The sequence below is a fragment of the Paenarthrobacter sp. AMU7 genome (assembly GCF_041200195.1).
In the GTDB taxonomy this organism is placed as follows: Bacteria; Actinomycetota; Actinomycetes; order Actinomycetales; family Micrococcaceae; genus Arthrobacter.
In genome coordinates, this window is sequence record NZ_CP165735.1 from 3,435,925 (window position 1) to 3,454,680 (window position 18,756).

Annotated in this window: 16 protein-coding genes; 7 read left to right on the plus strand and 9 right to left on the minus strand. The window is 61.3% G+C overall.

The window, feature by feature from the left end:
- Positions 1 to 2: 2 nt before the first annotated feature.
- Positions 3 to 914, minus strand: coding sequence for a glutaminase (locus tag ABQM86_RS15835; RefSeq protein ID WP_207594336.1), 912 nt, complete (start codon positions 912 to 914; stop codon positions 3 to 5).
- 5 nt (positions 915 to 919) lie between these two features.
- Positions 920 to 2,536 carry a helix-turn-helix domain-containing protein gene (locus ABQM86_RS15840; protein ID WP_280623322.1) on the minus strand — a complete coding sequence of 539 codons (1,617 nt, stop codon included), beginning with the start codon at positions 2,534 to 2,536 and terminating at the stop codon, positions 920 to 922.
- 341 nt (positions 2,537 to 2,877) lie between these two features.
- Between ABQM86_RS15840 and ABQM86_RS15845 the strand changes: the two genes are divergently transcribed.
- Entirely contained in the window at positions 2,878 to 4,356 is a 1,479-nt protein-coding gene (locus ABQM86_RS15845) for an amino acid permease (protein ID WP_369744880.1), read from the plus strand.
- Between the two features lie 28 nt (positions 4,357 to 4,384).
- A complete protein-coding gene (locus tag ABQM86_RS15850) occupies positions 4,385 to 7,102 on the plus strand; it encodes an aminotransferase class I/II-fold pyridoxal phosphate-dependent enzyme (protein ID WP_369744881.1) in 2,718 nt (905 codons plus the stop codon).
- Positions 7,103 to 7,127: 25 nt separating this feature from the next.
- Here the strand turns inward: ABQM86_RS15850 and ABQM86_RS15855 are convergent, their stop codons facing one another.
- Entirely contained in the window at positions 7,128 to 8,165 is a 1,038-nt protein-coding gene (locus tag ABQM86_RS15855; protein WP_369744882.1) for an LLM class flavin-dependent oxidoreductase, read from the minus strand.
- A 669-nt stretch (positions 8,166 to 8,834) separates the two neighbouring features.
- On the opposite strand from ABQM86_RS15855, the gene ABQM86_RS15860 reads away from it, so the two are divergent.
- From ABQM86_RS15860 to ABQM86_RS15875, 4 genes are all read left to right on the plus strand, one after another.
- Positions 8,835 to 10,229, plus strand: a complete 1,395-nt coding sequence (locus ABQM86_RS15860; RefSeq protein WP_369744883.1) for a hypothetical protein — start codon at positions 8,835 to 8,837, stop codon at positions 10,227 to 10,229.
- On the plus strand, positions 10,226 to 10,750 hold the full coding sequence (locus ABQM86_RS15865; RefSeq protein ID WP_207594343.1) for a hypothetical protein: 525 nt from the start codon (positions 10,226 to 10,228) through the stop codon (positions 10,748 to 10,750). The genes ABQM86_RS15860 and ABQM86_RS15865 overlap by 4 nt, the downstream gene beginning before the upstream one ends.
- Positions 10,751 to 10,837: 87 nt before the next feature.
- Complete coding sequence (locus ABQM86_RS15870; RefSeq protein ID WP_280623326.1) at positions 10,838 to 11,389, plus strand: hypothetical protein; 552 nt, start codon at positions 10,838 to 10,840, stop codon at positions 11,387 to 11,389.
- A gap of 107 nt (positions 11,390 to 11,496) precedes the next feature.
- Positions 11,497 to 12,027: a hypothetical protein gene (locus tag ABQM86_RS15875; RefSeq protein WP_157731872.1), complete on the plus strand. Its 531-nt coding sequence runs from the start codon at positions 11,497 to 11,499 to the stop codon at positions 12,025 to 12,027.
- Positions 12,028 to 12,077: 50 nt separating this feature from the next.
- Here ABQM86_RS15875 and ABQM86_RS15880 read toward each other — a convergent pair whose 3' ends face one another.
- Positions 12,078 to 12,635, minus strand: a complete 558-nt coding sequence (locus tag ABQM86_RS15880) for a dihydrofolate reductase family protein (RefSeq protein WP_280623327.1) — start codon at positions 12,633 to 12,635, stop codon at positions 12,078 to 12,080.
- Between the two features lie 692 nt (positions 12,636 to 13,327).
- Here ABQM86_RS15880 and ABQM86_RS15885 point away from each other — a divergent pair.
- Positions 13,328 to 13,945 carry a DUF305 domain-containing protein gene (locus ABQM86_RS15885; protein ID WP_369744884.1) on the plus strand — a complete coding sequence of 206 codons (618 nt, stop codon included), beginning with the start codon at positions 13,328 to 13,330 and terminating at the stop codon, positions 13,943 to 13,945.
- 110 nt (positions 13,946 to 14,055) lie between these two features.
- Here ABQM86_RS15885 and ABQM86_RS15890 read toward each other — a convergent pair whose 3' ends face one another.
- The 5 genes from ABQM86_RS15890 to mmuM all read right to left on the minus strand — a co-directional run bounded on the left by ABQM86_RS15890 (position 14,056) and on the right by mmuM (position 18,717).
- Positions 14,056 to 14,592: a hypothetical protein gene (locus tag ABQM86_RS15890; protein ID WP_280623329.1), complete on the minus strand. Its 537-nt coding sequence runs from the start codon at positions 14,590 to 14,592 to the stop codon at positions 14,056 to 14,058.
- A 97-nt stretch (positions 14,593 to 14,689) separates the two neighbouring features.
- On the minus strand, positions 14,690 to 15,634 hold the full coding sequence (locus ABQM86_RS15895; RefSeq protein ID WP_207594347.1) for an ABC transporter permease: 945 nt from the start codon (positions 15,632 to 15,634) through the stop codon (positions 14,690 to 14,692).
- Entirely contained in the window at positions 15,624 to 16,355 is a 732-nt protein-coding gene (locus ABQM86_RS15900; RefSeq protein ID WP_207594348.1) for an ABC transporter ATP-binding protein, read from the minus strand. The genes ABQM86_RS15895 and ABQM86_RS15900 overlap by 11 nt, the downstream gene beginning before the upstream one ends.
- Before the next feature lie 100 nt (positions 16,356 to 16,455).
- Positions 16,456 to 17,607 carry an ABC transporter substrate-binding protein gene (locus tag ABQM86_RS15905; RefSeq protein ID WP_369744885.1) on the minus strand — a complete coding sequence of 384 codons (1,152 nt, stop codon included), beginning with the start codon at positions 17,605 to 17,607 and terminating at the stop codon, positions 16,456 to 16,458.
- Positions 17,608 to 17,763: 156 nt separating this feature from the next.
- Complete coding sequence (gene mmuM, locus ABQM86_RS15910) at positions 17,764 to 18,717, minus strand: homocysteine S-methyltransferase (RefSeq protein WP_369744887.1); 954 nt, start codon at positions 18,715 to 18,717, stop codon at positions 17,764 to 17,766.
- Between the last annotated feature and the right edge of the window lie 39 nt (positions 18,718 to 18,756).

The window sequence follows — 18,756 nt, forward strand, 5'->3', positions numbered from 1 at the left end:
GCCTAAAACACCGACCAGCCAGTACGTGTGGTGAATTCGTCCAGCGCTGCGACACCAGCCACCGAATTCCCGGACCTTCCCAGACCGGGGCTCCACACGCTGATGGAGCACTTGTTCGGAACCACGGCCACGATGCCGCCGCCCACGCCGCTCTTGCCCGGAAGGCCCACGCGGTACGCGAATTCGCCCGCGGCGTCGTACGTTCCACACGTGAGCATGACGGCGTTGATCCTCTTGGTCTGCGCCGGTGACAACAGCAGTGTCCCGTCTGCGCCCAGGCCGTTGGAGGCGAGGAACCGGGTTGCGAGCGCAAGGTCTTCGCACGTCATGGCCACTGCGCATTGCTTCGCATAAGAGTCCAGGACATCCTCCACAGGGTTCTCCAGGTTGCCGCAGCTTGCCAGGAAGTGGGCCAAGGAAGCATTGCGGTGGCTGTTGGCCAGTTCCGAGCCAGCCACGTGGTGATCGGTATCGATGCTGTCCTTGCTGGTCTCCTGGCGCATCAAATCCCGCACGGCGTGGGCGGCGTTTCCTGTCAGGCTCAGGAGCCGGTCCGTCACAACTATTGCACCGGCGTTGATGAACGGATTTCGGGGAATGCCGTCTTCGCTTTCCAACTGGACCAATGAATTGAAGGGGTTGCCCGACGGCTCCCGGAACACCCGTTTCCAAATGCTGTCCCCGTCGAAGGCCAGCACCAAGGCGAGCGCAAAGACCTTGGAGATGCTTTGGATGGAAAACTCCACGTGGGCGTCTCCGGCTGAATACACTTCGCCGTCACGGGTGGCCACCGAAATGCCGAATTGTTGGGCATCCACGGCCCCAAGCTGGGGGATGTAGTCAGCCACGTTTCCCTGGCCGACATGCGGCTGCACGGCCCCGACGATGTCGTCGAGGAGATTCTGGATATCCATGGTTTCTAGACCTTGGTCCCTGCGTAGGTCCAGAGCCTGATCTGGAGGTGTGCCAGCAGGCGTTCATCTGCGGAGTGCAGGTCCAGGCCAGCCACCTCGCAGGCGCGGCGGAGCCTGTAATGAACGGTGTTGCGGTGGACAGCCAATTCCTCGGCGCACCGGTTCACGTCGCCAAAGAACTCCAGATAAGTCAGGAGGGTCAGCGCGAATTCCGGATAACGGCTGCACAGCCGGGTAATTCCTGCATGACGCAGGGTGGTCCGCGATTCCAGCAGCTCCAACAATTCCCTGGTCAGGACTGTTGTTTCCACGTCGCTGTACGAGGCCACGCGCACGTCCGGTGTTGCTTCCATGACTTTGAGGACGCTGCGCACGTGATCAAGGGTGGCGTGCAGGGCGTCAAGGCGCGGAACGATGGGACCAACTGCTGCCTGCACCTGGAAATGAAGGTGGGTGGTGGCATCACGAACTATGGTGTTGACCAGCCGGTTGATGGCGGGGAGGGATTTCAGTGGATCCACGTCGGGCAGGATGATGGCCGTTTCCATTCCGAGGGCCCCTACCACCGCGCCTGGCCGGTAGGCTGCTGCATGGATTGATGCCACCTTGGAGAGCTCTCCCCTGCGGAGCTGAAGCCCCGCCGCGCTCTGGCTCAGCCCGCCCGCCGAGATCAGCACTAAAGCCGCTGGTTTCGACGGATCGATGCCTGCCGATTGGGCCTGCGAATGGACTTGGGCGGTGCCACTGAGCAGGCTGGACACCCGGTCCTCGCGCATCGACTGGGACTGCTCATTGCGGTGGCGTACCAACTCGATGGCGGCGTGCCGGGCCGCACCCACCATGATGCGGTCTGTGTTGGCCGCCAAGGGTTCAGCACCTTCCTGCAACCAGATGTATCCCATGACACGGCTGCCCGCGTGGATGCCGATTGCCACACGTTCACGAAGACCCGCATCAAGGTTGGCTTCCACATGGACAGGCGCTTCAGTGGCCTGCAGGTGCTTATAGACCCCTGATTCCTTCAGGAGTTTTTGGTACTTTTCAGGGCCACGCCTCGCCAGGATGGACAGCCGGCGGAGCTCGTCAACGTCATTGGATGCCGGGGAGTACGCAAGCACCCTGTTGCCCGGATCTTCGATCACCACGTGGCCATTGGTCAGCGTGGCCGTGGTTTGGGCGATCGCGAACAAGTCGCGGTGAACTGACGTGGGGGTTTCGCCTGGCACATCGTTCTCACGGACCCGGTCCAACGCGATGCTCTCGAACTTATCCCAGCGGAGCCCCGGGGCAACAGCCACCAGTCCAATGCCGGTCGGTTGGAGCAACTCTGCTGCGGCTTCCAACTCGCGTTCACTGCCCTTGACAGCAACTGCTGTGGGGCGGCCCACCATGATGCGGCGGAGTGCAGGGAGCGCCGCACGCCCGCGAACACCGATCAACATGACCAGGGCGCCTGGGCGGATCTCGTCGTCGTCTTCAGCATCAACAATGACAGTTTCGCGAACGGTTCTGTTGTCCTCTGCCGGGGCCAGCAGCAACCGGGCGTTGCCGACACCCAGGTCTTCCATGACGTCGCTCAATACGGTGACGACTCCGTCGTCGTCAATTTCCAGGGCTTTCAACGAAGCTATCGCTTCCTCTCCACATCAGTTTCTTCAGCAGTACGCTTCCTCGCCATTGAGGGGCTCCGCCGGTACATGTGCGCAGGCACGCACAGCGAGAAACATTACCGGCCCTTCAGAACACCAGTGTTGTCCCCCCGGCACAAGAGCCGGGCCCTGAATTTGGTTCGCCAGCCAATTTGTTGGTGACGGCAGCGACCTAGAGTTGGTGACTGTCCCACACACCACAAAGACTGACTGCAGCGCGGCCAATTTCAGGCACAACTGCGAGGCAGCCAGCCCCACGTTGTGGAGTATTGAGCCACCCTGTGGTGGCAACGGAGTCAAAGGAGACCCCCGAAGTGATACCCACCCCTGCGTCCACACAAACCCTTCCCTCCCCGATAGACCTGGCTGCCAGTCCGTCGTCGAACGCTTTCGCCCAAGAGGAAACCGGCTACCGGAAAACCCTTAAGCCCCGGCAGATCCAGATGATCGCCATCGGAGGTGCGATCGGTACCGGGCTCTTCATGGGCGCCGGAGGCCGCCTCAACGGGTCCGGGCCTGCGTTGGTCCTCGTTTATGCCGTCTGCGGATTCTTCGCGTTCCTGATCCTGCGGGCACTGGGCGAGTTGGTGCTGTACCGCCCCACCTCCGGCTCGTTCGTTTCCTATGCCCGCGAGTTCTACGGCGAGAAAATGGCCTACACCGCGGGCTGGCTCTACTTCCTGAACTGGGCCATGACCTCCATAGTGGACGTCACCGCGGTTGCCCTGTACGTGAAGTTCTGGGGCCAATATTGGGCACCCATCAACGACATCCCGCAGTGGTTGATCGCGTTGATCGCTTTGGTAGTGGTGCTCTCCCTGAACCTGGTGTCCGTGAAGATCTTTGGCGAGATGGAGTTCTGGTTCGCCATGATCAAGGTGGGCGCCTTAGTGACGTTCCTCGTGGTGGGAATCTGCTTCATTGTTTTCGGCGGCCGGACGGATGTTGGCGTTCCGGGCTTCAACGTCATCGCTGAGAACGGCGGCATGTTCCCCATGGGCTCCGTGGCGCCGCTCCTGGCCATCAGCGGCGTGGTATTCGCCTACGCCGCCGTGGAACTCGTGGGCACTGCAGCCGGCGAAACCGCCAACCCCCACAAGGTGATGCCCAAGGCCGTGAACACCGTAGTAATCCGCATCGGGGTGTTCTACGTGGGCTCCGTCCTGCTGCTCTCGCTCCTGCTTCCCTTCACGTCCTACAAAGCCGGCGAGTCCCCCTTTGTCACCTTCTTCTCCCACCTCGGCGATCCGCAGGCCGGAGCCATCTCCGCGTCCGTGATGAACTTCGTGGTCCTCACCGCCGCGCTCTCCAGCCTCAACGCCGGTCTCTATTCCACTGGCCGCATCCTCCGGTCCATGGCTGTGAACGGCTCGGCTCCGCAATTCACCGGACGGATCAGCGCGTCCGGAGTGCCCTACGGTGGCATCCTCCTGACAGCGGTCATCACCCTGGTGGGCGTTGGATTGAACGCCGTTGTCCCCTCGCAGGTCTTTGAGATCGTGCTGGAAATCTCTGCCGTGGGAATCATCGGCGGCTGGGCCACCATCATGCTCTGTCACATCAAACTCCAGCACTGGGTTCGCAGCGGCAAGGTGGTACGCCCGGCCTTCCGGCTGTTCGGAGCTCCTTTTACCTCCTACCTCACGCTCGGGTTCCTGGCCTTTGTCCTGGTCACGATGGGGTTCTCGGAAACAGGTCGCTGGGTGCTGGCCTCGTTGCTGGTGTTGGCTCCGCTGCTGATCGCCGGCTGGTACGCGTATCGCGGCCGCATCCGCACAGCCCTGATGTCCTAGACCCCTTTTCGGTTTGAAAGTGAAACACATGAGCACCCCTTCCCCGTCCCCCAAAATCGGCACCCCCAGCAGGGCCTGGCGGTCCCGAGCCGATGCGTGGGAGTTTTTGGGATACGCCCTCAGGCAGCTCGCTTCGGCCCGACACCAGGAGTCTGGTTTGCTGTCCCAGATCGACCGGACTTTTGCCCTCCTGGCGGCGGTGGAACCCTATTGGGCCGAGCCTGGAGTCAACGCCGTGGCCCAGTTGCGCCAGTTAATCGACGACGGCGAACCCCAGGCCGCGCTCCAGCTTCTGGGCGGTTTGTCCCACCTCCCGCTCGCCTCTGCCGGGGAAACAGCTGCGGTGCCGCGCGCTGAGCTCCCGGACGAGGAAGCTGTTGACCAGCCCGAGCCGGCGGAGCGGCCACGCTTTGAGGTCCTGGTGGTGGACACCATGGATCCCGAAGAAGCCGAGGCGCTCAAGAACACCATGGCTGCGCAGCGCCGTCCTTCGGATGCGTTCACGTACACGGTCAACGTGGTTCCCAGCTATGAGGATGCGTTGGTGGCCATCATGCTGAACCCCGATATCCAGTCCGTTGTTCTTCGCCCGGGCTTTTCCCTCCGCAGCACCCATCTGTTGGGCAGCGACCTCCAGCGGTTCCTGGCCCGGCACACCTCGGCTGACTTGCAGGACTCGCGACCCATCAGACGGATCCTTGCGCTGGCCGATGCAATTTCCGGGCTGCGGCCGGAACTGGACGTCTACTTGGTGGCAGGGGTTTCCATCGAGTCCCTGGCGGGATCCCTCACCAGGAAGTTCCGGCGGATTTTCCGGCGACAGGATCATCTGGACCTGCATCTGTCACTGCTGTCCGGGGTGGCCGAACGCTACGAAACACCGTTCTTCACGGCGCTGCAGGACTACAGCCGCCGCCCGGCCAGCGTCTTCCACGCCCTGCCGATTTCCCGGGGTGCGTCTGTAGGAACGTCACCGTGGATCCGGGACATGGCCGATTTCTACGGGACAAACCTCCTGTTGGCCGAAACGTCCGCCACCTCAGGCGGTCTGGACTCTTTGCTGGATCCGCACGGGTCCATCAAACGCGCACAGGAACTCGCCGCCCGGGCCTTTGGGGCGCAACGAACCTACTTTGTCACCAACGGCACATCCACGGCCAACAAGATCGTGCACCAGTCCCTGCTTGCCCCGGGCGATGTTGTGCTGGTGGACCGCAACTGCCACAAATCGCACCACTACGCCTTTATGCTTGCCGGTGCCCGTGTGTCCTACTTGGATGCCTATCCCCTGGACAAGTACGCGTTTTATGGTGCTGTCCCTCTGGCCAGCCTGAAGCGCAGGCTCCTGCAGTACCGGCGGGCGGGCCGGCTTCGCGAGGTGAAAATGGTGACCCTCACCAACTGCACGTTTGACGGCGTTGTGTACGACGTCGAAAGGGTCATGGAGGAATGCCTGGCCATCAAACCGGATCTGGTTTTCCTGTGGGACGAGGCGTGGTTTGCCTTCGCCCGCTCCCATCCGGTGTACCGCCGTCGAACCGGCATGGCGGCAGCAGCCGCCCTGGAAGCTTCCTTCAGCGATCCTGCCTACGCCACCCGGTACGCGGAACAGGCCGCCGCCCTTCATGACCCGGTCACCGGCGAACCCGTTGATGACGAAGCCTGGCTCAACACCAGGCTGATTCCGGATCCTGCCAAGGCACGCCTCCGGGTCTACGCAACGCAGTCAACCCACAAAACGTTGACCTCGTTGCGGCAGGGTTCCATGATCCACGTGTATGACCAAGACTTCGCCGACTCCAACCGGGAGTCCTTCCGCGAGGCGTACATGACCCACACGTCCACCTCCCCCAACTACCAAATTCTGGCTTCCCTGGACATTGGCAGACGACAGGTGGAACTGGAAGGTTTCGGCCTGGTGCAACGGCAATCCGACCTTGCCGTATCCGTGGCCCAGGCCGTGGCCCGGCATCCCCTGCTGAAGAAGTACTTCCGTGTGCTGACCTCGCGGGACCTCATCGGTCCGCGCTATAGGGAAACCGGCTCCAGCATGCCGCTGCGGGATGGGCTGTCGGAGCTGGAGGACGCCTGGCAGCGGGACGAGTTCGTCATCGATCCCAGCCGCCTGACGCTGGACATCAGCAAGACAGGGATCGACGGCGACACTTTCCGCCACAGCTACCTCATGGACGATCACGGCATTCAGGTGAACAAGACGTCACGGAACACTGTGCTGTTCATGACCAACATCGGCACTTCCCGGAGCTCCGTGGCGTACCTGATCGAGGTCCTAGTGAAACTCGCTGAAGGTTTTGAGAACCCGCATCCTTCAGCGCGGCAGCGGTCACTTCCCGCCTCGTCCGACGCTCCCCGCCCGACTCCCCCGCTCCCGGATTTCAGCACCTTTGCCGCGCGCTTCCGTGTGGATGATTCCTGCGAGGACGGTGATATCCGGGCCGCCTACTTTGAGAGTTACAAGCCCGATTCCACGGTGTACTTGTCCGCGCCTGAGGTGGCTGCGGCGGTGGCCAAGGGACAGGAGGTGGTCTCGGCAGGATTCGTTACGCCGTATCCGCCCGGATTCCCCATCCTGGTCCCCGGGCAGGTGATCACCCGGCAAACCCTCGAATTCATGGCCGCCTTGGATACGCGTGAAATCCATGGGTTCGATCACGAACGGGGGTACCGGGTGTTCGCGGAGCCTGCTTCTTCTTCTGTTCTCGAGTTGGTGGCGGTGGCGTCCTAGACTTTCGCGGAAGCCGCAGGCTGAGTCATGGCTTGGCGCTCCAACCGAAAGCAGGGGCGACGTGCTTGGCGACGTTGCCCAGCAGCTTGGCGTTGTAGTCGACGCCAAGCTGGTTGGGCACTGTGAGCAGGACCGTGTCGGCTGCTTGCACTGCTGCGTCCTTCGCCAGTTCGTCCGCCAGTTGATCCGGCTCGCCGATGTAGCTTTTCCCGAAGCGGGACAAGGCGCCGTCGAGAATTCCCACCTGGTCCTGGCTGTCCGCTTGGGCGCGCAGACCGAAGTAGTGGTTGTCGACATCGTCCACGATGGGGATCACGCTGCGGCTGACGGAGATCCTCGGTTCAAAGTCGTGCCCTGCGGCGGCCCAGGCTTCGCGGAACATCCGGATCTGCTCTGCCTGTAACTCATCGAAAGGCACTCCCGTGTCCTCAGTGAGGAGGGTTGAGCTCATGAGGTTCATGCCTTGCTCTGCTGCCCACACGGCCGTCTTGCGGGTTCCGGCGCCCCACCAGATCCGCTGCGGGAGGCCGGGTGACTGGGGTTGGATGGGCAGCAGACCTGTGGCCCCGCCGGCGTAATGGGGGTCCGCTTCGGCCACCCCGTGCCCGGCGATGGCTTTGCGGAACAATGCAGTGTGGCGGCGGGCCATGTCGCTACCGTCCTCACCGTCCTCGGGGACGTAGCCGAAGTTCGCAGCTCCGTTCCGTGCGGGTTCGGGTGAACCACGGCTTACTCCGAGCTGCAACCGCCCATCACTGATGAGGTCCGTGGCTGCTGCTTCCTCGGCCATGTAGAGGCTGTTTTCGTATCTCATGTCGATCACGCCGGTGCCCATTTCGATCCGGCTGGTCCGTGCCGCAATAGCGCTCAGCAGTGGAAAGGGCGATGCTTGCTGCCGGGCGAAGTGGTGAACTCGGAAGAAGGCCCCGTCGATGCCCAGTTCCTCAGCGGCCACAGCGAGTTCGATGCCCTGTTTCAGGGCGTCCCCAGCCGTTGGCACGAGGGAACCCGGGACACGGGCCCAGTGACCGAAGGAGAGGAAACCGATCCGTTTGTTGTGCATGTTCGGGACAACTACGCGGGGGCCCGGAGAATTCCACGGACCCCTCGCCCACTGTTCAGCGCTTTCCGACAGTGATCCAGAGTCCGTCGAGCGCATTAGGTATAGTGAAGCCGTCGGTGGTTTATCTATTTGATGGAGTAAAATGAATTTCGACAAGGGGGTTGCCGATCGTTTGATCGGTGCATGTCGAGACGCAGCGCGTACGCTGCAGGATCAGCGCGGCGGACGGGAATCGATCTCAACGGCTGCCCTCACGGAATTCCGGGGCGTGTTCGCAGACTGTTTCCGGGAAAACGTTGCCGCTGAAAGGGCGGCCCGCTCGGAGCTGGTCCACATGTTGGAAGATGTTGCCCGGCAGGTCCACGAAGCGAAGAGCGCGGCGGAGGTTGAGCAGCGTCGCTTGGATGACGTGACGGAGTGGGCGCTTGCCTCCGGTTGGGCGCGTGCTGGCGGAGGTTTCGCAGTGGATGTGGGGCCGCGCCCGTCGATGGAGGAGACTGACCGTCCGGTGGTGAGCGTGGACACTGTGCGGCAGGGGTTGCGTGTCTGGGCGAGCGGAAGCACTGCTGGGGCAAGTTCCGCTGATCCGGACACCTTGGAATCCGCAGTGTCAACCTTCAGGATCCAGGACAGCTCAGACCGAGGCGCGGCCAACAGAGTCAGTGCAGCATGTCCGAGTTCGAGGACAAGTGCTCCTGGGTGCACTCTAATCTCGACGCTGTCCGTGGCGGGCTGCGACGGTTCTTGGAAGACAACCATCAGGACGCGACCCGGCTTTCCGACATCGCGTCGACGTTCCGCGCTGCCGGTGGCAGCGGAGACGTCGGCCAGGTAACGGTATCGAACGGCCTTCTGGTGCTTGCCACGGTGCCGATGTCCTTATCGGGTGTGGCTCTGCTGAGCTACCTGTCCACTGCGACGGAGGCTGACGTGAAGGCGTTGGCCACAATGCCCGGATGGCAGCAGACCCTGCAAGGCTTGGACCCTTCGAAGATCGGGACTTGGTGGGCGGGCATGAACACAGGAGCCCACCCTGCAGCGAACGAGTCCGGGTTCACGCAGGTGCAGGAGCTGCTGCTGGCTGCGGCTCCGGCCATGTTCGGCGCTTTGGACGGGATGCCCGCACTGGCCCGGGTCCGGGCCAACCAGTTGAACGCGCCAAGCCTGCTCCGTGCGGCGGAGAAAGACCTGGAAACAGCCAAGAAGTTGTCGGGGATCGGGCAAGCCCACCACGACCCGAACCGGACAAAAATGCTGCAAAATGAGGTGGCATACCTGAAGCAGGTGGAAGCCGGGGACGTACGGCTTTACCTCTATGACCGGGACCAGTCCCGGATTGTGCAAATGATCGGCACCCCGGGCCCCGACACACGGCACGTGATCACCTACGTCCCGGGGACGTTCACCGGAATGAACATCTTCTACGAAGGCGGGGTACAGCAGGTCTCGAAGTATCTCAATGACAACCTGTCAGGGACGGTGGCCTTCGTCTATAAGGATGGGCGGTTCCCCGGAGAGGCGGACACCGCAGGAGGTCCCAACCTGGGGAGAATCGGTGAGGCGAACGATGAGAAACTCGCACGCACGTCCGGGCAGCAACTGGCAGGTTTCGAGACCGGGATGCGCACTGACCCCTACCTGAACGGTGCCGAACAAACCGCCATCGGGCACAGCTGGGGCCTGGCGAACGTCACCAGCTCCGAAGTCGCCGGAGCCCGATACGACAAGGTGGTCTCCCTCGCCGGGGCCGGCATGCTCCCGGACTGGAAACCACAGCCAACCACGGAATACTCGAACCTGTACTACTATGATCTGCTCGTCCATGGTCAGGGAATTCCCAACCCCATCACCAATAAAGGGGTGGTGTGGGATGGAAATAACCCCATTCATCGGGATGAGTTCGAACAGCACTATTACCGCGGCCCCGACGACGACAAAATCAACGGTGCGATCAACACCCTCGAAGAAGGGAACATCCTCATGGAAAACCACAACCTCATCGCCTCAAACAGCAAGGACAACCGGAGGGTTTTGGATGAAGTGTCTGAGGTGTTGAAACGATGAAAATTTCCAACTTTGCAGCCTACATCGCCGCGATCGTGACCATTGGTGGCGTCTCAAGCTGCGCAACTTCGGACATTCCAAGAGAGGAACATAACGTGGTTACGCAAGTGAGGTGGCAGGAAGCTAAAGCAAGCACGGAAAAGGAAGCGCTGGAGATCGCGGCCTTGATCCCAAAGGACAAGATTACTTCCATAGTCCAGAAAGAGACGGGCGTTCTCCTATCCTGCAGCAATACCGAACACAACTGGAACGGTTCGACTTCGATCACGCTGACTCAGGGAAGCGAAGCTGAATCTGTCGTGAAAGAACTTGAGACGGCTGCTCGGGCACACTACACGGATCATCGTTTTGAGGTCTCAAGCGACCGGACCATACAAGGCACCTTTCGTGTTGAGATAAGCGATCCGGCCACCTCGGAAATGTATCTCATCAGGGAGGACGATCCCGGCGTCATTCGCATTGCATCAGGTTCGCCTTGCTTCACTTTGCCCGAGGGCATCTACCCGGGTGGGGATTTCTAGATCCTCATGAGCAACCAGAACCTCATCGCCTCCACAAGCGAAGACAAGCAAGCAAGTACTCAAAGACATGCTTGGAATTGTGGCTAGATGAGGGCACGTCGCGGTGCCATGGCGTTGTGGCTGGTGGCAGGTTCGATCGGGCTCGCCGCTTGTGCTGGAAACCCCAACACGGGTTCAATCCAGTCGACCGTGCCAACGCCTGCTAAAACACAAGAGGAACCGATGAAAGCTGAACTAACCTGGCAGGAAGCTAAAGCCCACGCACAAGCCATACAACTGGAGATCGTCGCGCTGATCCCAAAAGATGCTGTCATCTCGATTGATCAGAAGAAGAAGGGCGTGCTTCTGTCCTGCGACAAGACGCAGCACAACTGGAATGCTTCAACCACGGTCACGGTAGCTGAAGGAACCAAAATCCAGTCGGTTGTGAAGGACATCGAAGCCCACTACCGTGCGAATGGCTTAAATGTGTCCGTAGATAGAAATGTAAACGAAAACTATCGAATCCAAATCGACCCGCCTGCTCCAGGGGAGAGTTACATCGTCTCCGAAGGATTGTCTCCAAACGAAATCCGTATTGCATCAGGATCTGAGTGCTTCACCTTGCCCGAGGGCATCTACCCGGGTGGGGATTTTTAGGTCCTCATGAACAACCGTAACCTCATCTCCTCTAATAGCGAGGACAACGAACAGGCGCTCATGGACATGCTGGGAAGTGCGATTCGATGAGGGTTCGGAGCGGCGCCATGGCGTTGATGCTGGTCGTTTCAATCGGGCTTGCCGGTTGCGCCGGGCCACCCACCGGGAGTTCGACGGAGTCGACTGTGCCAACTGCGGCCAAAACACAGGAGGCAACGATGAATGCTGAGCTGACATGGCAGCAAGCGAAAGCTCATACACAAGCAATGGAACTGGAGATCGCCGCCCTGATCCCAAAAGAAGCTGTTATCTCGATCGATCAGAAGAAGAAGGGCGTGCTCTTGTCCTGCAACAAGACCCAGCACAGCTGGAATGGTTCAACGACAATCACGGTCACCGGAAAAACCAAAATCGAGCCGATCCTGAAAGAAGTCGAAACCCACTATCAAATTGGACAATACGAAGTCGGGAACAGGCTTGATATCAGAGGATCCTACGAAGTCCAAGTAAGCCCTCACAACACAAGCGATGAAAACTATATTGTCGCCGAAGGGTTAGCCCCACATCAGATTCGCATTGATTCCGGTTCGCCGTGCTTCACATTGCCCGAGGGCATATATCCCGGTGGAGATTTCTAAAACCGGAGTTCATGGGGATGGTTGGGGTTGTCATGTTGCCTGCACATTCGTCAGACAGCCCGGCGATAATGCATCGCCACCGCTCCGTTACTGAGCGGCTCGGCTGAGATCAGCTCAAGATGCCGGGTGCTGGGCAGTCCGCCTTGGTAAAGGGTGGGTCCGTGGCCTGTGATCATGGGGTGGATGAGGAATTTGTAGTCGTCGATCAGGCCCAATCGGTCCAACTCTGTTGCTAGTTTCCCGCTGCCAACAAGCACCCCTTTGGGAGTCCTGTCCTTAAGCTCCTGAACGGCCGTACCCAGTTGGCCAACCAGCCGATGACTGTTGGTCCAGGGGAAGTCGCTCCGCGTTGTGGAAACGACGTACTTGGCTTTTCCCTCCAACGTGATCGCCCACTCGCGTAGGGCTGGCGGCGCTTCTACTTCGCCACGGGCAACCAAGGGCCAGTAAACCTCCATCATTTCGTAGGTAGTCCGGCCCCAGAGCATTGCGCCGCTCTGATCCAGGAGACGCGTGAAGTGGGCGTGCGTCTCGTCGTCGGCGATGCCCTCCTGATGGTCCACGCAACCATCGAGCGTGACGTTGATGCTGAACGTTAGAAGGCCCATTCGACGATTCTAGGCCTCGAATCGCAATAGCGCACCGGAAATCGGAGGAATGCATAGGGCCAGGAGTGCCAACAATAACGCACCCCTCTCAGATACCCTATGGGGGTATACTGTCACCACTGGAAGTGGACGAAGGTGGTGAAGCATCATGAGCAAGCAGCTGTCCCCTCAAGCTCTTGCCGCCTCCCTCGTGCGGGCGTTGCTTCTACTTCTGGTAACGGCCGTCATTGCAGGCATATTCGGAATGCACATCATCAGCGGTCCGCATGGGGCAGGGGGAACGCATGCGTCTCATGCGGCATCACCTGTAGTGAGCACCTCCTCATCCCACCACGCGCACGGCCCTTCCCATGAGGTGAGCGGTGCCTCGGCTGGCGACGATCACGGCACGGAATTTGGAAGCTGCTCCTGCACTCAGGCTGCCGGTTGCATCCCATCCCTCACAACAGCTTCCCTGAGCGCTCCCCCACCCGGCACGACAGGCGAAGTCACCCCTGCATCGTGGGAACTGCCCACCATTCTTCCGTCCTGGTCCTACCAACCCCACGGTCCTACACCCGGGCAACTCTGCATCAGCCGTACGTGAGCACTGGATGGTCCGGTAACAGCCGGGACCGCACATCCATTCACCATCTGCTGACTACCGGGCGGCTGACTATCACCGCCGCCCGAAATGCAAAGGACTTTTACTCATGAACAGAACTCACTTCACTGTGACCGGAGCGGCTCTCGCAACTCTGCTTGCCCTGGCTGGTTGCGCTTCCAACCCCGGCTCCGGTTCCATGCCGGGCATGGACCATGGAAGTTCCGGCACCTCCATCAGCCCCTCTGCGAACAGCAGCGACGCCGGGCACAACGCCGCAGACACCATGTTCGCCCAGATGATGATCCCCCATCACTCCCAAGCGGTGGAGATGTCCGACGTCATGCTGGCAAAGGCTGACATCCCGGCCTCGATTACCAACTTGGCCGTGAAGATCAAAGACGCGCAGGCACCCGAAATAGAGAAGATGACGGGCTGGCTGAACAGCTGGAACGTGCCTGTCATGGGATCCTCGGGGCATGGCGGCCACGGCATGGACGGCATGCTGAGCGAGGCGGACCTGCAGAAGCTCAGGGATGCCCAAGGGGTGGAAGCCGCCAGGCTCTTCCTGACGCAGATGATCGCGCATCACGAAGGTGCTGTGACCATGGCCAAAACCGAGATAGCCCAGGGCAAGAACCCGGAGGCTGTCCAGCTAGGCAAGGACATCGTCACGGCGCAGGAAGCAGAGATTCGGGAAATGCGGGATCTGCTGACCGGACTCTAACCTCACCGTCTGGTGACGCAAGGGCTCGACGGCGGGAGGTCGCCGTCGAGCCTTTGCGCGCCGTCCGGAAGTCGACTGTTATGCAGCGGCCGACGCGAAGTGCCGAGCGCCTAAAGCGTGTCTGGATCAACAATTGTCGTCGGGTAAGGCTTGCCCGGCCTGAGAGGGGAGATACTGACGATCTTCCAGCCTTCCCCGGATTTTGCCAGTTCAACTTTTTGGTCGTAGACGTAGCCTTCGCTGGGGCCTTGCACGCCGTGCACCGGACCGTGTTCCAGCTGTGTCTGCTCCGAAATCTCTATGTTGGCGCCGGCATCGGTGATGGTGAATTTCTTGACGGTGATCTCCGAGCCGCTGTCCGTCAAAAGGACGCCATGGGGAGCAATCGCGTCCCTGCGTTGGTGGAGCTGTCCGTACTCCAGCTCAATACGATCGACTGCGTCCGGCACAAAATCCTTGCCGATGTCTTCCTTGGCGGAAGAGAAGCCACTGACCACTTGATGGTTCCTGCGGTCGATCGCCCGCTCAATGAGGGCCTGGACAGCGGCCTTCGCTTCCGCATCCGGCTGCGGGGCTGGCGCTGCACACGACGTCACGGCAAGCAATGCAACTACCGCAACCATCGTGATTCTTTGCTGCCTGGTCATGACCTGCCACCCTTCACACGACTCCCGGGAATCGCCTCCCCCACATGCAAAGGCTGGTGGCAACGTAGCATTTCGTCCGGGTCGAAACCAGAACCGGTTAGCGGCTGCTGCCCGCCAGCAAACCCCGGCGCTGCAGCAGTCGCTTCTCGATCGGCCCGAACACCAGGAGCTCGATCAGGATGCCTACGAACAGGATCAGCAGGATCGCGGACATCACAATGGTCATATCGGAGAGCAGTCGACCCTGATCCAGCAGTGAGCCCAGCCCGAAGCCGATGGTTCCGCCCACTGCGATGATTTCGGCGGCCATGAGGGAGCGCCAGGAGAAAGCCCAGCCCTGCTTCAGCCCACCGATGTACCCGGGAAGCGCGGCGGGCAGGACAATCTGCAAGGCCATCTGGAGCCGGTTCGCGCCAAGGACTGTGCCCACGCTGCGGTACTGCGGCGGGATCTGGTCCACACCGGAGATGAGCCCGTTGATGATGGACGGAATAGCGCCCATGAACACCACGAAGTAGACGGTGGCGTCGGTCAGGCCGAACCAGATGATCGCAGCGGGAACCCATGCCACGGACGGCAAAACCTGCAACCCGGAGATCAGAGGCCCGAACGCACGGCGCAAGGGAGCTACCTGAGCCAGGATCAACCCCACGGGAGTAGCGATGACCACGGAGATCAGGAAGCCGATCACACCACGCTGCAGCGAAGTCCACACCGCTTCCTGGACTTTGCCTTCGCCCCACATCGTCACGAATTGGGTGAGGACGTCAAGGGGCCCGGGAACGAGGTCGCGCCGTTTGAATCCAAGGGAGACATAGAACTGCCACGCGAGGATAAGCACCACAAGTGCAGCGACGGGCAGCAGCACGCGCTTCCATTCGATGCCGGCCTTGCGCCCACTGTCGGACTGGAGGTTGTCCAGACCGGCTTCGAGGTCCCTGAGTTCCGAGGCGTTGCCCTTCAGCGACGGCGAAGTGATGTGCTCTTTGGAATCTGTCACGGGAAGGGTCCGCTCTTCGGTGGTGATGGGGTTACTTGGCATGGCGGCGGATCTCCTCGCGAAGACGGCGGGTAATGACACCGGTCAGCTCCCCGGCACGGCCAGCATCGGTACGGTGTTCCTCGGTGACATCCCATTCGGCCACCACACGGCCGGGACGTGAGGACAGCAGCAGCACGCGCTGACCCAGTCGAACAGCTTCGCGCACGTTATGGGTGACGAACACGATGGTCCGGCCCGTTTCCTTCCAGATCCGCTCAAGCTCGTCGTGCAGAAGATCGCGGGTGATCGCATCAAGGGCTGCAAACGGCTCGTCCATCAGCAGCAACTGCCGGTCCTGGGCCAGTGAACGGGCCAACGCAACGCGCTGCCTCATGCCGCCGGACAATTCGTGCGGGCGCTTGTCGCCGGCGCCACCAAGGTGGACCAGTTCCAACAGTTCGGTAGCGCGTTCGCGCCGGCTCGCCTTGGTGCTGGACTTGTCAGCCAGCTGCAACGCCAACTCAATGTTGCCGCGTGCCGTCAGCCACGGGAACAGGGCCGCGTCCTGGAACATGAAGGCAGCGCCGTCGCTGGGTACTTCAAGAGCGCCCGACGTCGGCGGTTCCAGTCCCGCCATGATGTTCAGCAAGGTGGACTTACCGCAGCCGGACGCACCGAGGAGGGCGACGAACTCGCCTTGAGCGATGGTGGCGTTGACGTCGTCCAGCACCGGGGCGCCGTCGCCGAAGCGCTTGCCCAGGTTCTCGAGTACGACTGGCATGGTCCCGTCCTTCGTGTTGATTGGTAAAGCTGATGCGGCCAAAAGCCGGCCCGCTTCCCCCGTGTGAACCGCAAGGGGAAGCGGACCAGCCCGTTACTGCTTAGTCCTGGCCAAGACCTGCGGCTGAGGTCTTCTTGCCTTCAACCTCGTTCAAGGTGCGGAGATCGAAGATGCCGTTGATGTCGGCCTGCTGGGTTGTCCCGGCTTTGACACCGTCTTCCAGCAGCTTGTTGTACGTTCCGGCCAAGGGGTCTGTAGTGAACTTGATGTTCTGGAGCGCGCGTTCAATCACGTTGGCCGGCAGCGGCTTGCCTGCCGTGTCCTTCAGGACCGCGTTGATGGTGGTCGCCTTCTCCTCAGCGGAGGCGGAGTTGAGCCAGTTCACGGATTCAACGTGGCCCTTCAGGAGAGCCTTCACGGTTTCCGGGTGTTCCGCGGCGAACTTCTTGTTCACGATCAAGATGGTGGTGGTGAAGTCACCGTTTTCCCACAGGTCCTTCTCATCAACCAGCACCTTCGCCCCGGCTTCGAGCACCAGGCGGGAGGCCCACGGCTCAGGCAACCACGCGCCGTCGAGCTTTCCGTCCTGGAAGAGCTTCAGCGACTGGGCGTTTTCGGTCGGGTTGATGTTGACGTCGCCGCTGCCATCGGTGTTGGTCTTGAAACCTTGATCGCCCAGCCAGGCGCGAAGGGCCACGTCCTGGGTTCCACCGAGCTGTGGGGAGCTGAGGATCTTGCCCTTAAGGTCGGCCGCGGAGTTGATCTCCGGCTTGACCACCAGCTGGGCGCCGCCCGATGCTGCGCCGGCGATGATGCTGATGGACTCGCCCTTGCTCTTGACGAAGGAGTTGATGGCCGGGTTCGGGCCGATGTACGTGGCGTCGATGGCGCCGGCGTTGAGGGCTTCGATGGCGGCGGGGCCGGCGTTGAAGACCTGGGTGCTGAGCTTGGTGTCGCCGAGTTCCTTGGCGATCAGGCCCTTGCTGGTGCCTACCAGCGCCGGGCCGTGGGTGACGTTGCTGAAGTAGCCGAGCTTGAGCTCAGCCGCGGGCGTCGTGGTGGGAGCGGGGGCGGCCTGGTTGTTCTGCGAAACAGCGGAAGCAACTGCGGCGCCTGCACCGATCAGCAGCACCAGGCCGACGGCCAGGGCGATCTCCACAGTGCGGCGGCGCTTGGGCTTGGGTGCGGTCTCACCGGCGACGATGCGGGTGGTGCCGGAATCGGGTTTCTGTGACTCGGGGGTGTTCGACATGAGGGTGGGTCCTTATGAATGTGGGATGCGAAGTGGGGGCGAAGATCAGGCCCCGTGACATCGCCCGTCGAGGGCAAGCAAGGACCATTCCGGAGAGGTCATGCCTTCACAGTAGGGACTGTCATATTTCGGCTTCAATCCCGTAGAAATCAAGGTTCACGCAGGTTCACGTGGCGTCATATTCGCCGCGAGGGCTTCAATGTCGCGCGGAGTTGTGCGGCAGCAGCCACCTATGAGATGGGCGCCCCGGTCCTGCCAAACGGCTGCGTTTCCAGCCAAGGTTCCGGTGCCCTGAACGCCCTCCGACGGACCCCACGTTTTGGTCACGGCATCGTACGTTTCACCGGAATTCGGGTAAGCCACCAGCGGCTTGTCGGAGGTCTCTTGCAGAGTACCCAGCGCGTCCGTCACCAGTTCCAGCGGCACACAATTAACTCCGACGGCGGCCACCCGCGGTTCCGCGCTGAGCAGCGCCGCGACGTCCGCAAGGGGCGTTCCGTCACTGATGTGGCCGCTGTCCCGCAGCGTGAACGTAAACCAGGATTCGACGTCGAACTCTGCCACGAGCGCCAACAGCGCCTCCGCTTCGGCGAACGACGGCAGCGTCTCGCACGCCAGGAAATCAGCCCCGGCTTCCACCAGCGCCGCAATACGCGGGCGGTGGAAATCCCGGAATTCCGCGGCAGAAAGCGTGTAATCACCGCGGTACTCGGAGCCATCGGCAAGGTAGGCGCCGTAGGGGCCCACGGATCCAGCAACCAGAAGCGGCCCTCTCGCGGAACCTTCCGCCAAAGTTTCCCGACGTGCTTCATCGGCCAGCCGGACGCTCAACGCCACCAACTCCAATGACTCCTCCACGGACAACCCGCGCCGCGCAAAACCCTGCGGAGTGGCCTGATAGCTGGCCGTGATGGCCACGGAGGCGCCGGCGTTGAAGTAGTCGCGGTGGACCTGCTTGATTAGGTGCGGCTGCTCCAGGAGAACCTTGGCGGACCATAACGAATCCTCCAGGTCGCAGCCGTGGGCCTCCAATTCCGTGGCTAACGCACCGTCCAGGACCAAGTCCTTGCCGGCGTTGAGGAGAGTGCTGAGCGTGGTGTTCTGTGGCATGGGTCCTTCCCCAAAAAGAAAACCGCAGCTTGTCCGAAA